Origin of the sequence: Umezawaea beigongshangensis (genome assembly GCF_016464305.1) — a bacterium.
GTDB lineage: Bacteria > Actinomycetota > Actinomycetes > Mycobacteriales > Pseudonocardiaceae > Umezawaea_A > Umezawaea_A beigongshangensis.
Genome location: NZ_JAEIOJ010000007.1, coordinates 243,580 through 258,192, shown reverse-complemented (window position 1 = coordinate 258,192; position 14,613 = coordinate 243,580). Strand labels below are relative to the sequence as shown.

Below are 14,613 nucleotides of genomic sequence, written 5' to 3'. Positions count from 1 at the left end.
TGGAGGTGCCGGGCTCTCGCGCACGACTGCGAGTCACCCGATCGGGCGGTCCATCCGGAGGTTCGACGGGCCAGGGTCGAGGGCAGGAGGTGTGTCGTGTCCAGGATCTCGCTCGTCCTCGTCGTCCTGGCCGGGCTGCTCGCCGGGCTTCCCGCACGAGCCGTCCCGGCTCCGCCGCACGCCGACGACGGGGCTCGCGTCGTCGCCGAGCGGTACGTCGCCGAGCGGACGCTCGACCTGACCGTCTCCTCGCCCGCGCTCGGCGGCGAGGTGATGACCAGGCTGCTGCTGCCGCCCGGCTGGGAGGCGCGTCCGCACCGGCGCTGGCCCGTGCTGCACCTGCTGCACGGCTGCTGCGGCGACTACACGTCGTGGACGGAGTTCTCCGACGTCGAGGAGATCAGCCGGCGCACCGGCGCGCTGATCGTCATGCCGGAGGCCGGGCGGGCCGGGTTCTACTCGGACTGGTGGAACGGCGGCGCCGGTGGGACGCCGGCCTGGGAGACCTTCCACCTGACCGAGCTGCGGCAGATCCTGGAGCGCGGGTACGGGGCCGGGCAGCGGCGTGCCGTCGCCGGGCTGTCCATGGGCGGCTTCGGCGCCCTGTCCTACGCCGCCCGCCACCCCGGCACGTTCCGCGCCGCCGCCGCGTACAGCGGGGTCGTGCACACCACGCTCGACCGGACGTCCTCCGACCTGGTGCGCGGCCTCGTGGCGAGCACCGGCGCGGACCCGGACGCGCTGTGGGGCGACCCGGTGGCGCAGGCGGACGTCTGGCGGGCGCACAACCCCCACGACCTGGCCTCTCGACTGCGCGGCACGCGGCTCTACGTCTCCTCCGGTGACGGCGAGCCGGGGCCGCTGGACCCGCCGGGGACGGCGCACGACGGCCTGGAGGCCCTGCTGGCCGCGCAGAACGAGGCCGTGGTGCGGCGCCTGGGAGAGCTGCGCGTCCCGGTCACCGCGGACCTGTACGGCCCCGGCACCCACACCTGGCCCTACTGGGACCGCGCGCTGAAGCGCTCGTTCCCGCTGCTGATGTCGGCGATCGGGGCGCGGGTCACGGGGTGATGCGGGCGCTCAGGCCCGGCCAGACCAGGTCGAGCACGAGGCTCGTGGCCCGCTCCGGGCCCACACCGCCCTGCTGGTGGCTCCACAGGGCGAGCCGCTCGCACGCGCCGACGATCATCTCCGCCCACGCCTGCGCGACCAGGCCGGTCGTCGTGGGCGCGTACCCGGCGAGCACGGTCGCGATGAGGCCGGTCTGCTGCTGCCGGATGCCCTCGATCTCCTCGACCGCCGACGGCACGGTGATCGCCGCCTCCTGGCGCAGCAGCGCCCACGCCGCGTCGTGCTCGTCGACGAACCGGAAGAACGCGACGAGACCGCGCCGCAGCACCTCCTCCGGCCCCTCCGCGCCGAGGATCGACTCCTCGGTGGCGGTCCGCAGTTCGGCGCGCGCGCGGTGGATGCAGCCGATGAGCAGGCCCTCCTTCGAGCCGAAGTACTCGTAGAGCATCGGCTTGGACACGCCGACCCGCTCGGCGATCTCGTCCATGGACGCGGCCGGGTACCCGCGCTCGGCGAAGACCTGCTCGGCGACGGCGAGCATCTGCGCCTTGCGCTCCGCCTTGGGCATCCGGCGCCGCTTCGGCGCCGTCTCGGGGCTCGTCACGAGATCCAGACTACCGGAGGTAACTTACTTCGAGTAACCTACTGGTCGGTAGACGGCGAACTGGAGGACGGATGGGCACGCATCGGGAGACGGACGTCCTGGTGGTCGGCACGGGCTTCTCCGGCCTGGGCATGGCGATCGAGCTGAAGCGCACCGGCCGGGACTTCGCGGTCCTGGAGAAGGCCGCCGACGTCGGAGGGACGTGGCGCGACAACCAGTACCCCGGCTGCGCGTGCGACGTCCCCTCGCACGTGTACTCGTTCTCCTTCGAGCAGAACCCCGACTGGTCGCGCAGCTACGCGCCGCAGCCGGAGATCTGGGACTACCTCAAGCACGTCACCGCCAAGCACGACCTGCGCCGCCACATCACCTTCGGCGCCGAGGTCTCCGGCGCGCGGTGGGACGCCGAGCGGCGGGTCTGGCACGTCAGCACGACCAGCGGCGACACCTGGACCGCGAGGTCCGTCGTGGCGGGCGTGGGCGCGCTGCACCTGCCCAGCGTGCCGACGCTGCCCGGAGTCGAGAGGTTCCGCGGCGAGACCTTCCACTCCGCCCGCTGGAACCACGACTACGACCTGCGGGGCAAGCGCGTCGCCGTCGTCGGCACCGGTGCCAGCGCCGTGCAGTTCGTGCCGAGGATCGCCCCCGAGGTCGCGCGGCTGACCGTCTTCCAACGCACGCCGCCGTGGATCATCCCCAAGGGCGACCGGGCCGTGCGGCCGTGGCGGCAGCGGCTCTTCCGGACCGTGCCGGGGGTTCAGCGGGTGTTCCGCAGCGCCCTCTACTGGGCGCTGGAGTCCAGGGCCATCGCCTTCACGGGCGCGTCACGGCTGATGCGGGTGGCCCAGAAGCACGCGGAGCGGCACATCCACGCGCAGGTCCGCGACCCGGAGATCCGGCGCAAGCTCACCCCCGACTACGCGATGGGCTGCAAGCGCATCCTCATCTCCAACGACTACTACCCGACCTTCAACCGGGACGACGTCGACCTCGTCACCGACGGCATCGCCGAGGTGCGCGAGCACTCGATCGTCGACTCCGCCGGGGTGGAGCACGAGGTCGACGCCATCGTCTACGGCACCGGGTTCCAGGTGATCGAGGCGTACGACCACCTGGACTTCACCGGCAGGGACGGGCGCAACATCGCGAGGGAGTGGAAGGAGCGGGGCGCCGAGACCTACTACGGCATCACGGTCTCCGGCTACCCCAACCTGTACTTCCTGCTGGGGCCCAACACCGGCCTCGGCCACAACTCGGTCGTGTTCATGATCGAGTCGCAGGTGAGGTACGTGTCGCAGTGCCTGGACCTGCTCGACGAGCACCACGCCGACGAGATCGAGGTGCGCGCCGACGTCCAGGAGCGCTTCAACCGCGATCTCCAGAGCAAGCTCCGCAGGGGCGTCTGGAGCGAGGGCGGCTGCGTGAGCTGGTACCTCGACGAGCGGGGCGTGAACCGCACGGTGTGGCCCGGCTTCGCCTTCCGCTACTGGATGCGCACCAGGAGGGTCGATCCGAGCGCCTACGTCCTGTCCGCCCGCCGCGGGCGCGACCGCGTGCCGGCGGCCTAGGACGACGCACGGCCCCGCCCGTGCAGGGGCGGGGCCGTGCGGAGCACCTCTCTCAGACCTCGGCTCTCAGACCTCGGCGCGCTGCCCGGCCGCCTTCAGGCGCTCGGCGCGCATCTGCGTCACGGCCGGCAGTTCCAGCGGCTCGACCTTCCTGCCGGTCGCCCACTCGATCAGCATGTCCGCGAGCGCCGGGTTGCGCGGCAGCACCGGGCCGTGCAGGTAGGTGCAGACGATCTTGCCCTGCACCGCGCCCTCGTTCTTGCCGTCGTTGCCGGTCCCGACCGTCACGTGCGCCAGCGGGCGCGCGGCCGGGCCGAGCACCGTGCGGCCCTGGTGGTTCTCGAACCCGGTGAGCACGCCGTCGAACAGGCCGTGCGCCGGCTTGGCGAGCACCTCGCCGATGGCGCGGCTGCCGCCCGCGTGGCTCGTGGAGTCGATCAGCCCCAGGCCGGGGTGGGTGATCTCGTCGGCCCGCGTGAAGCTCTCGCCGAAGATCTGGATGCCGGCGCACACGCCGAGCACGGTCGCCCCGCGCGTCACCGCGCGCTGGAGCCCGGGGTGCTCGCGCAGGTGCCGCACCGCCAGGGTCTGCGCGGTGTCCTCACCCCCGCCGACGACGTAGATGTCGCACGTCTCCGGCACCGGCTCGCCGAAGTTCACGGTGACGATCTCCGAGGAGATCCCGCGCCACTTCATGCGCTTGTCCAGGACGACGGCGTTGCCGAAGTCGCCGTAGGTGCCCAGCAGATCGGGCAGGACCAGCGCGATCTGGACTGTCGACTCACTCATCAGCTGCCCTGGCGTTCAAGTCGCGGAAAGCGGTGTAGTTGGCGATGACCTCGACCGGGCCGATCGGCAGGGAGTCGATGGCCTTCATCGGGTCGGGCACGATCGTGTGCTCGACCTCGGCGTAGGTCAGCCGCACGGCGAGGTCGGTGGCCCGCTCGCCCGACGCGACGACCCGGCGGCCCCGCAGGCGCTCGAACGGCACGTCCCACAGCCACGACAGGTCGCGGCCGTCCGCCTCGTTGGCGTTGATCACGAGGACCGCCGGGTGCTCGGCCTCCTTGACCACGGTCAGCGTCTCGCTCCACCCGGCCGGGTTCTTCGACAGCAGCAGCCGCGCGGCGCGGCCGCTGCGGATGATCGACCGGTAGCGACCCGCGACGTTGGAGACCCCGCGCAGCCTGCGCACGGCCTCCTCGATCGGCACGCCGAGCTTGGTCGCCGCCGCCGTCGCCATCACGGCGTTGGCCTGGTTGAACACGCCGGGCAGCCGCAGCTTCAGCTCGACCTTCGAGGCGTTCGGCGCGATCAGGTGCCCGTTGGAGGTCACCCAGTCCGGCTTCGGCCTGGCGAGGTCGCAGTGGGTGCACGTCCAGTGCTCGCCCTGCCAGCGGATCGGTTCGCCGCAGCGCGGGCACGACGCCGAGTCCTGGTGCCAGCCCGTGCCGGTGGCCACCCACACGACGCGGCGGGCGTCCTTCGCGGCCGAGGTCACCATCACGTCGTCGCAGTTGGCGATCACCGTGCAGTTCTGCAGCCCGGAGATCACGTCCCGCAGCGAGCGCTCGATGGTGCGGACCTCGCCGACCCGGTCGAGCTGGTCGCGGCTGAGGTTGAGCAGCACCGCCACCGACGGCTGAGCGGCGACCGCGACGGCGGGGAAGTACCCCTCGTCGACCTCCAGCACCGCGTACGGCGCGTCGGGTTGCTTGCTCAGCGCGGTGACGTGCCCGTCGGGCATGTTGGCGCCGCTGTGGTTGGTGGCGACCTCGCCGAGCGCGCCGACCGCACGGGCCAGCATCATCGTCGACGTGGTCTTGCCGTTGGTGCCGGTCACGAGCGCGACGTGCTTGCCGGACGCGAGACGCCGGAGCGCCTGCGGGTCCAACTTCAGCGCGACGCGCCCGCCGATCATGCCGCCGGCTCCGAGGCCCATCTTCTGGGACAGCTTCGAACTCATGTTGCCCAGGCGAACGGCGGCCGCGGTGCGCAGAGGCAGGCGGGCGGATGCTGGGTCTTCACCTTGAATGTTCGGCAAGCGGCTTCCTGCGTTCGGAACGGGTGCGCCCCTGGTCACGGAGGCGAGCCTAGCAAGGTCGTTCCACCTGTCTTCCGGTCCGGCCGAGATCGCGCACGGTGCGGACGAGGTCGGCCGCGCTGAGCTGGCACAACTGCGCCATGTACTCCACCGCGGACGCGTCGAGGTGCACGTCGGTCGACGCGCCGGGCGTCAGCTGCTGCAACCGCCCCTGCGCCCAGCGGCGCAGCGGCGTCAGGTGCGGGCGGGTGTCCTTCGCGACGAGCGTCAGGCTCAGCGTCAGGTGTCCGGCGGGCGCGTCCCCGAACACGCGTTCGTGCACGCGCGCCAGCACCTGGTGCGCCGGGACCTCCAGCGCGTGGCAGATCTCGACCAGCCGGACGACCGAGCACTGCCGCGTGCCCAGCTCGTAGGTCGCCAGCGTCTGCAGCGAGATGTCGCTCTGGAGCCTGCTGTTGAGCTCCTTCCGCGTCCATCCGCGCTGCTTGCGGAGGTTCCGCAGTTCGTCGCCCAGCACGCGCTGGTACGCCGCTGTGTCGATCTGCACCGTCGCTTCCTCCACCCGTGAGCCGGAACCCCTCGGTTCCACGGAGATGGAAAGCGCGACCTTCGCTTTGATTACGCGGGTTCACCCCATTATCCCTCGAACGGGCTAACGGAGTCGTACCCCGAGTAGAGTTTTCGACAGGTTTTCCCCCACTTTCGACGTGTGGAGCAGGGCGGACTAGTTCACGCAGCGCACACCGTCTGCGGTGATCGGCTGCTGCGCCGAGGTGCTCGGACCGCTCGGGTCCACCGGCTGCCGCCTGCCGCCGTCGAGCGCGACCCGCTTGTCGCCGGCGAACGCCTGGCCCGGGCCGGAGTAGTCGGCGCCGACGAACACCCTGGCGGTCCCGGCGGGGATGTCGGGGTCCAGCTGGACCTCCATGCCGCCCAGCGCGTCGGCCACGCTCTCCGCGCCCGCCTCGCCGCCCCGGCCGTGCAGGACCACCGACGTGGCCAGTTCCTGGCTCGCGTTGTCCACCGTGCCCTCGGCGAAGCCCTCGTCCACGAGGGCCTGGAGCACCTTGGCGGCGAGCCCCGGCACGCCGGAGGCGTTGCGCACGTCCACGGTGACGCTCGCGGCGTCCGCCGCCGACGAGCCGGTCGTCGGCGTGCCGGACGGGTCGGACGACCCCGGCGGAGGGGCGGAGAGCCCCTTGACGAACTCGCGCACCTCGTCCTCGTCCACCTCGACGGCCGAGCCGTCCTCGGGGGTCTGGAGGTCGGGGTTGCCGGTCGGGATCGTGACGAACGCGATGTTGCCGCCCGTCAGGCCCTGCATCTGCCCGGCGAAGCCGAGGATGTTCCAGTCCTTGTCGAGCACGATGGACTTCGTGACCGCCGAGATGAGCGCGGTGAGCTTGGACTGGTCGGTGAGCACGCCGGTGGAGAGGATCTTCTTCGCCAGACCGGCCATGAACACCTGCTGGCGCACCACGCGGTCCAGGTCGCCCATCGGCAGGTCGTGCCGCTGCCGGACGAACGCCAGGGCGTCCTTGCCGGAGATCGTGTGCTGCCCCGCGGTGAAGCGCGCCCCGGAGAAGTCGTCGTCGACGTCGTTGATCAGGCAGACGTCGACGCCCTCGACGGCCTTGGTGATCTCGTAGAAGCCCACCAGGTTCACCTCGGCGTAGTGGTCGATCGTCACGCCGGTGAGGTCCTGGACCGTCTCGATGAGGTTCTTCGCGCCCGCCTGCCGCGACGCCGTCTCGACCTTGGCCTGGTCGGTCTCGCCGCCGCCGGTCAGCTCGGCGGCCTTCTCGTCCTTGGCGTAGCCGTAGGCCGAGTTGAGCTTGTGGGTGCCGTAGCCGCCCGCGATGTCCACGTAGGAGTCGCGGGGGAACGAGATCGCGTGCGCCTTGCCCCCGTCGTTGGGGATGTGCATCAGGATCATCGTGTCGGTGTTGAAGCCGCCGTCCGCGGTGCCACCGGCCTGGAGCTCGTCCAGGACGTTCTGCGGCAGCTGGTTGCCCTTGGAGTCGGTGCGGCTGTCCATGCCGACCAGCAGGATGTCCAGCGCGCCGTCGGCGGGCCGCTCGCCCGCGTTCGCGCCGATCACGTCGGTGGTGGCGAGGTTGTCCTGGAACGACTTCAGGTTGAAGTAGCCGTAAGCCGTACCGGTGAACACCAGGAGCGACATCACCCCGACCAGGGCGCGTCCGGCGTAGCTGCCGCTCCTCGCCGCCGCCGAGGGACGCGACTCGGGGCGCTGCGGCGGGCGCCTGCGCGGCTCCACCGGGCCCACCCGGCGCGGCTTGGCCACACCCGCACCGGCCTTCGCGGCTGCGTCGGCCTTCGCCCCCGCTGCGCCGCCGCGGGGACGCTCCTGGCGCTGCCGCACCGGCGGCTCGACCGGCTCGCGGCGCTCGGTCGGCTGCTCGGCGATGCTGCGGCGCCGCTGCTGCAACGCGCGCGCCGGGTCGACCGGTGCGATCCTGCGCGGGGGCGGCAGCGGACCGTCCCCCCCGGTGGTCCTCGGCTGCTGACGACGCTGGGCGGACCCCTGGGGGTGCCCCTGCTGCGGACGAGGTCGCCCCGGCACCCCGTTGGGATCGCCTGACCTCGGCGGCCGGTTCTCCACGCGCGTTCCTCCCCCACTCACGGTGCTCGCACAGTGGACGCTCCGTACGCCCGCGAGGTTGCCAAAAGGGTGGCACAGCCGTGTCACGTGCCCCGTGACACGGGTCATGATGCACGGTGAGCAGCCCGGACGCCCGATCGTGAAGCCGGATGAACGCTCTCCGTAGACTCTTCGGGAAAGCCCGTTGTCCCCTCCGACCGAGGTTGTCGCCGTGTTGACCATGCAGGACGCGCTGCTCGCGTTGACCAAGTACTGGACCGATCGCGGTTGCGCCGTGGTCCAGCCCTTCAACACCGAGGTCGGCGCCGGCACGCTGAACCCCGCCACAGTGCTGAGGGTCCTCGGTCCAGAGCCCTGGCGCGTGGCCTACGTCGAGCCGAGCGTGCGGCCGGACGACGCGCGCTACGGCGAGAACCCGAACCGGTTGCAGACCCACACCCAGTTCCAGGTGATCCTCAAGCCCGATCCCGGCAACCCCCAGGAGCTGTACCTGGGCAGCCTGGAGGCCCTGGGCATCGACGTGCGCGCGCACGACGTCCGGTTCGTCGAGGACAACTGGGCCTCGCCCGCGCTCGGCGCGTGGGGCCTGGGCTGGGAGGTGTGGCTGGACGGTCTGGAGATCACCCAGTTCACCTACTTCCAGCAGGCCGGTGGCCAGACGCTGGAGCCGGTGTCCGTGGAGATCACCTACGGCATCGAGCGCATCATGATGGCGCTCCAGGGCGTCGACCACTTCAAGAAGATCGCCTACGCGCCGGGCATCTCCTACGGCGAGGCGTTCGGCCAGTCCGAGTACGAGATGAGCCGGTACTACCTGGACGACGCCGACGTCGAGGCGAACAAGCGCCTGTTCGAGGAGTACGCGAACGAGGCCCGCCGGATGCTCGACGCGCGCCTGCCGGTGCCCGCGCACAGCTACGTGCTGAAGTGCTCGCACACCTTCAACGTGCTCGACGCGCGCGGCGCGATCAGCACCACGGAACGGGCCCGCGCCTTCGGCCGGATGCGCGGCCTGGCCCGCGAGGTCGCCGCGCTGTGGGCCGAGCGCCGCGAGGAGCTGGGCCACCCGCTGGGCCTCGCCGAGGTTCCCGCGCCCGCCCCGGCGCCCACGGCGTTCGCCGAGGTCGCCGAGCCCGCGACGCTGCTGTTCGAGATCGGCGTCGAGGAGCTGCCCCCGGCCGAGGTGACCCGCACCGCCGACGCCGTGCGCGCCGCCGTCACCGAGAAGCTCGCCGCGACCAGGCTGACCTTCGGCGACGTGACCGTCCTGGGCACGCCGCGCCGCGTGGTCGTCACCGTCGCGGAGGTCTCGCCCCGCGAGCCCGACGCCGAGCGCACCGTGCGCGGCCCGCGGGTCTCCGCGGCGTTCGACGCCTCCGGGGAGCCCACGGGCGCCGCGAAGGGCTTCGCGCGCGGCCAGGGCGTCGACCCGGCCGCGCTGGGCCGGGTGGTGGAGAACGGCGTCGAGCACGTGGCCGTCGTGAAGACCGACGTCGGCCGCGGCGCGGTCGAGGTGCTCAGCGGCCTGCTCGCCTCGGTCGTGAGCGATCTGCGCGCCGAGAAGAACATGAAGTGGAACGACCCGAAGCTGTCGTTCACCCGGCCGATCCGCTGGCTGCTCGCCTTGCTCGGCGACACGCCCGTGCCCGTCGTGGTCTCCGCGCTGTCCTCCGGCACCACGACCCGCGTGCACCGCACCGCGGCCACCCCCGTGGTCGAGGTGACCGGAGCCGACGGCTACCCGGACTTCCTGGCCCGGCACGGGATCGACGCCGACGCCGCGGCGCGTCGCGAGCGGATCGTCGCCGTCGCGACCGAGCTGGCGGCCTCCGTCGGCGGCTCGGTGGACGTCGAGGGCGAGTCGGCCCTGCTCGACGAGGTCACCAACCTCGTGGAGCGCCCGACGCCGATCCTGGGCGCGTTCTCCGACCGCTACCTGGAGCTGCCGGGTGAGATCCTCACCACGGTGATGCGCAAGCACCAGCGCTACCTGCCGGTGCGCGACGCCTCCGGCGCGCTGCTGCCGCACTTCATCGCCGTCGCCAACGGCGAGGTCGACGTCGACAAGGTCCGCGAGGGCAACGAGGCCGTCCTGCGCGCCCGCTACGAGGACGCCGCGTTCTTCTGGCGCGCGGACCTCAAGACGGCGCTGGAGGACATGAAGTCGGGCCTGGCGAAGCTCACGTTCGCCGACAAGCTGGGCTCGATGGCCGACCGCGCGGACCGGATCGCCGGGCTCGCCGGGCTGCTCGCCGACGAGATCGGTCTGGACGAGGACAAGCGGGCCGCGCTGGACCGCGCCGCCGCGCTCGCCAAGTTCGACCTCGGCTCGCAGATGGTGATCGAGCTGTCCAGCCTCGCCGGTGTCATGGCGCGCGAGTACGCCCTGCGCGCCGGGGAGACGCCGGAGGTGGCGCAGGCCCTGTTCGAGATGGAGCTGCCGCGCTCCGCCGGTGACGCGCTGCCGGTGTCCACGCCGGGCGCGCTGCTCGCGCTGGCCGACCGGGTCGACCTGCTGGCCGGTCTGTTCGGCATCGGCGCCAACCCGACCGGCAGCTCCGACCCGTTCGGGCTGCGCCGGGCCGCTCTGGGCGCGGTGAGCGTGCTGCGGGCGTTCCCCCAGCTGCACGGCGTCACGCTGTCCGGCGCGCTGGAGCTGGCGCGCGGCCAGCTCGTGGCCGCCGGGGTGGAGGTGCCGGAGGAGACGGTCCGCACGGCGCGGGAGTTCGCGGTCCGCCGCCACGAGCAGCAGCTGCTCGACGCGGGCAACGACCACCGGTTCGTCAACGCCGTCCTGCCGCTGGCCGACGCCCCCGCGCTCGCCGACGAGACGCTCGTCCAGCTCACGGGACTCGCGACCGACCCCGGCTTCGCCGAGCTGGTCGCGGCGCTCCAGCGGGTGCGGCGCATCGTCCCGGCCGGCGTCGAGGGCGGCTACGACGCCGCCGCGCTGTCCGAGCCGGCCGAGCTGGCACTGGTCGAGGCGCTGGGCCGGACGCGGGAGCTGCTCGCGGAGCAGGTGAGCGGCCTCGCCGGGTTCGTCGCGGCGGCGCGCGGCCTGACCGCTCCGGTCAACACCTTCTTCGACGAGGTGCTGGTCATGGCCGAGGACCCGGCCGTCAAGCGGGCCAGGCTCGGGCTGCTGGCGGAGATCCGCGACCTGGCGGCCCCGCACCTGGACTGGCAGGCGCTGGGCACCGCCCTCGCCTGATCTCGCGGGAACGGGCGGTCCGCACGTCGCGGGCCGCCCGTTCGCGCGTCGCAGGCGCGGGAGCGCGGCTTCCCGGCGCACAGCGCGGCGACGCGGCACCGGGCGGCCACGACCGGTCGTCTCCGCCGACGGGTCCGCTCGTCCGCGCTCGACCGCGGTGCGACCCGCGGCCGGCTCTGCCGCGTCCGCGTTCTCGACCTCCCCCGTGCCCACCGGCGGAGACGGAGAAGGCCCCCGGCGAACCGGGGGCCTTCCGCGCAGGTCGCGACGCGATCTAGATGAAGCTGCCGCCCCTGGTCACGGCGCCGTAGGCGTCGACGATGCCGTGGCCGTAGAAGCCGTTGAACGCCGTGTCGCCCACGCAGGTCGCGTCGAACTCGGCCGGGCGGCCGATGTCGACGTAGGAGACCGTGCGGGGGTTCGGGCACGCGCGCTTCGTGGCCGTCTTCGTGAGGACCTTCTCGACCTTCGACGGCGCCAGGGTCAGCGTGCCGGGGTGCTCGCGGTCCTTCTTGCCGAACTGGCTGACGACGAGCGCCGCGACGCCGGAGGCGTGCGGAGCGGCCATCGAGGTGCCCTGGGAGAACTGGTAGTAGCCGCAGACCTCGCCCTGGCACGCCTTCTTCACACCCGCGGCGAGCCCGGACTCGGTGATGTTCCCGGCCTCGTCCACCGCGCCGTCGGCCACCGCGACGTTGCGCGGGTAGGTCGACAGGATCATGTTCTCGTTGGTCCGGTACCAGTCGGTGCCCAGGCCGTCGCGGAAGTAGCCGCCGGGGGCGGACACGGTCGTCTGCTCGGTGCCGTAGTTGGAGTAGTCGGCCTTCGCGGTCGACGGGCCCAGCGCGGACACGGAGATCACGTGGTCGCCCTCGGTGGGGAGGTTGAGGCACGTGCTGTTGTCGATCGGCCGGGAGTAGGAGTGGCCGGGCGGGTAGTTCGGGCTCTGCACGTCGGTCCGCGGCGCGCCGAGGTCCTCGTGGTTGTTGCCGCCGGCGCCGATCAGCGTGACGCCCTTGCCGTGGGCGTAGTTCAGTGCCCGCTGCACGGCCTTGATCACCGTGCGCTGCTCCAGCTGCTGCTCCGGGCTGTCGGCCGGGTTCGCGGTGCAGTTCATGTACCACGGGTCGACGTAGAACGACATGTTGATGACGTCCAGACCGACGTCGGCGCCGTAGGTCAGCGCGTCCACGACCGGCTGGAGGAAGAACGAGCCCGCGTCCTGGCCGCCGCGGATGTTCACCAGCGAGACGTTCGGGGCGACGCCGGAGACGCCGAAGCCGTTGGCCGCCGCGCCGATGGTGCCCGCGACGTGCGTGCCGTGGCCGCCGTCGTCGTGGTTCGCCGGGTCGACGCAGCCGCGGAACTCGCACGGCCCGTCGAAGGGGTTGCCGTCGGCGTCGTTCGGGATGTCGATCGTGAAGTTGCGGGACAGCTCCGCGTCGAAGTTGGGAGCGATGTCCGGGTGCGTGCCGTCGACGCCGGTGTCCAGGATGCCGATGTGGACGCGCTTGTCACCGGCCTGCTTCTTGCGGGCGATGTCCGAGCGCACCTGCTTGAGGCCCCACAGGTCGCCGTCGAGGGGGTCGAGTCCCGCGGTGGCCGGAGCGGCCTTCGGCGCGGTCCCCTTCTGCTGGGCCGACCGGTGCTCCTTCTCGACCGCGTCGCGCTGGGCCTCGACGTCGCCGGGAGTGACCCTCCCCGCGTCCGGGGAGTGGCCGACCGGCCTGGTCGGCGCCGCGCCGTAGACGGCGTCGGCCGCCGACACCCGCTGGGCGAACCCGTTCGCGGGGGCCTGCACGGTCAGCACGCCGACCGCGGTGTTCTCGCGGGTGACGCGGCCACCCGCGGCGTTGATCGCTGAGACCGCCGCGTCGAGCCCGGCACCGTCCTCGACCAGCACGGTGTACTCGGTGCTCTGGTCCTGCGCTGCTGCGGCGGGTGCAGCACTGGCGCCCTGTGCTCCTGCCGCCAGCAACGACAGAGCCGTCACCAGCACAGCGGGAACAACCGTTCTGCGTGATCTCACCTGAGCTGTCTCCTCCCACCCCGTCAGGGGTCGCGTGCGCCGGGGCGGTGCTCGTCCCACCGCTCCGGGATCGACACCCTGACACAGAAGACGCACCACGCGTAAGAACCGAACGTCGGGAATCGGGGGACAACACCGTGGTGTGTCGTAGTCACCCGTACGCGCACCGTGACCAGGTGCGGAACGCCGACGCGCCGCGTGGGGACGACCGGTCGCGGCCAGCTGGTTCGAGCGCCTTGACGAACGACACCCCGCCGAGTTGAACTGCCGCATCCCGCTTCGGGACCACGGTCGAAGTCGACAGCTGCGAGGGATTGCGAATGCGAAGATCCGGCAGAGCTCTGCCCGCGGGGCTCGTCCTGGCGCTCGCGGCCGGTTGCGGCACGAGCGGCGGGGGAGGCGACGCGCCCCCGCCGGCCACGCGGGGGGAGAAGCCCGTGGTGGGCGTCATCCTGCCCGACCGCACCTCCTCCACCCGCTGGGAGGAGCAGGACCGCCCGCTGCTGTCGCAGGCGTTCCAGCTCGCGGGCGTCGAGCCGTTCATCGAGAACGCGGACGGCGACGAGACGAGGTTCCGCAGCATCGCCGACGAGATGATCCACCGCGGCGTGGAGGTCCTGATGATCACGCCGCTGACGTCGGAGAGCGGTGCCGCCGTCGAGGCGCAGGCGGCTGCCGCGGGCATCCCGGTGATCGACTACGACCGGATCAGCCTCGGCGGCAGCGCCGAGTACTACGTGTCGGTCGACAACGAGGACGTCGGCGAGCTCCAGGCGGAGGGGCTGGTCTCCTGCCTCGGCGACCGGCCGGGCGCCAGGGTGATCGAGATCCAGGGCTCCCCGAGCGACTACAACGCGACGCAGTTCCAGAACGGCCAGCGCCGCCTGCTGGGCCCGAAGTACGACAGCGGGGCGCTGACGCTGCTCACGAGCACGCAGATCGACCGCTGGGACCCGGTGCTGGGCAAGCAGGTGTTCGAGCGGAACCTCGCCGACGCCGGTGGACGGGTCGACGCGGTCGTCGCGGCCAACGACGGTCTCGCCGAGGTCGTCGTCGAGGTGCTGCGCGAGCGCGGTCTCGCCGGGAAGATCCCGGTCACCGGTCAGGACGCCACCCTGGACGGCCTGAAGTCCGTGCTGCGCGGTGAGCAGTGCATGACCGTCCACAAGCACATCCGCAACGAGGCCGAGGCCGCGGCGCGGCTCGCCACCGCGCTGGCCAAGGGGGACGTCAGCGGCGCGGACGACCTCGCCACCGGCAACACCCGCGACCTGGTGGCCCGCCGGGACGTGAAGTCGGTGCTGCTCGGGGCGACCCTCATCACCAGGGCGAACCTGCGCTCGCTCGTCGTGGACGGCGTCGTGGGCTCGGAGGAGCTGTGCGGCGGTGACCTCGCCGAGCTGTGCCGGCAGAACGACATCGTCAGCGGCTGATCCGGTCGGCGCCGGGCCGTCCCCTCCGAG

10 protein-coding genes are annotated in these 14,613 nt (G+C 72.2%); 4 read left to right on the top strand and 6 right to left on the bottom strand.

All coding sequences use genetic code 11. The annotated features are described in order from the left end of the window. Positions 1 to 96 precede the first annotated feature (96 nt). Positions 97 to 1,071 carry an alpha/beta hydrolase gene (locus IMZ35_RS19180; RefSeq protein WP_199442489.1) on the top strand — a complete coding sequence of 325 codons (975 nt, stop codon included), beginning with the start codon at positions 97 to 99 and terminating at the stop codon, positions 1,069 to 1,071. Here the strand turns inward: IMZ35_RS19180 and IMZ35_RS19175 are convergent. Further along, on the bottom strand, positions 1,061 to 1,675 hold the full coding sequence (locus IMZ35_RS19175; RefSeq protein ID WP_307868389.1) for a TetR/AcrR family transcriptional regulator: 615 nt from the start codon (positions 1,673 to 1,675) through the stop codon (positions 1,061 to 1,063). The genes IMZ35_RS19180 and IMZ35_RS19175 overlap by 11 nt on opposite strands. 71 nt (positions 1,676 to 1,746) lie before the next feature. Between IMZ35_RS19175 and IMZ35_RS19170 the strand changes: the two genes are divergently transcribed. After that, positions 1,747 to 3,243 carry a flavin-containing monooxygenase gene (locus IMZ35_RS19170; protein ID WP_199442488.1) on the top strand — a complete coding sequence of 499 codons (1,497 nt, stop codon included), beginning with the start codon at positions 1,747 to 1,749 and terminating at the stop codon, positions 3,241 to 3,243. 66 nt (positions 3,244 to 3,309) lie between these two features. Here the strand turns inward: IMZ35_RS19170 and IMZ35_RS19165 are convergent, their stop codons facing one another. From IMZ35_RS19165 to IMZ35_RS19150, 4 genes are all read right to left on the bottom strand, one after another. Further along, complete coding sequence (locus tag IMZ35_RS19165; RefSeq protein ID WP_199442487.1) at positions 3,310 to 4,032, bottom strand: type 1 glutamine amidotransferase; 723 nt, start codon at positions 4,030 to 4,032, stop codon at positions 3,310 to 3,312. Beyond that, positions 4,025 to 5,209 carry a MurT ligase domain-containing protein gene (locus tag IMZ35_RS19160; RefSeq protein WP_229372532.1) on the bottom strand — a complete coding sequence of 395 codons (1,185 nt, stop codon included), beginning with the start codon at positions 5,207 to 5,209 and terminating at the stop codon, positions 4,025 to 4,027. Before IMZ35_RS19160 ends, IMZ35_RS19165 begins: the two co-directional genes overlap by 8 nt. Positions 5,210 to 5,336: 127 nt before the next feature. After that, positions 5,337 to 5,834, bottom strand: coding sequence for a helix-turn-helix domain-containing protein (locus IMZ35_RS19155; RefSeq protein WP_199442485.1), 498 nt, complete (start codon positions 5,832 to 5,834; stop codon positions 5,337 to 5,339). A 177-nt stretch (positions 5,835 to 6,011) separates the two neighbouring features. Next, positions 6,012 to 7,871, bottom strand: a complete 1,860-nt coding sequence (locus tag IMZ35_RS19150) for an LCP family protein (RefSeq protein ID WP_307868385.1) — start codon at positions 7,869 to 7,871, stop codon at positions 6,012 to 6,014. A gap of 259 nt (positions 7,872 to 8,130) precedes the next feature. Here IMZ35_RS19150 and IMZ35_RS19145 point away from each other — a divergent pair, with 259 nt between their 5' ends. After that, on the top strand, positions 8,131 to 11,121 hold the full coding sequence (locus IMZ35_RS19145; protein ID WP_229372731.1) for a glycine--tRNA ligase: 2,991 nt from the start codon (positions 8,131 to 8,133) through the stop codon (positions 11,119 to 11,121). 274 nt (positions 11,122 to 11,395) lie between these two features. Here the strand turns inward: IMZ35_RS19145 and IMZ35_RS19140 are convergent, their stop codons facing one another. Beyond that, positions 11,396 to 13,120, bottom strand: coding sequence for a S8 family serine peptidase (locus IMZ35_RS19140; RefSeq protein WP_307868431.1), 1,725 nt, complete (start codon positions 13,118 to 13,120; stop codon positions 11,396 to 11,398). Between the two features lie 350 nt (positions 13,121 to 13,470). On the opposite strand from IMZ35_RS19140, the gene IMZ35_RS19135 reads away from it, so the two are divergent. Then, complete coding sequence (locus IMZ35_RS19135) at positions 13,471 to 14,583, top strand: sugar ABC transporter substrate-binding protein (RefSeq protein WP_199442482.1); 1,113 nt, start codon at positions 13,471 to 13,473, stop codon at positions 14,581 to 14,583. Positions 14,584 to 14,613: the final 30 nt, after the last annotated feature.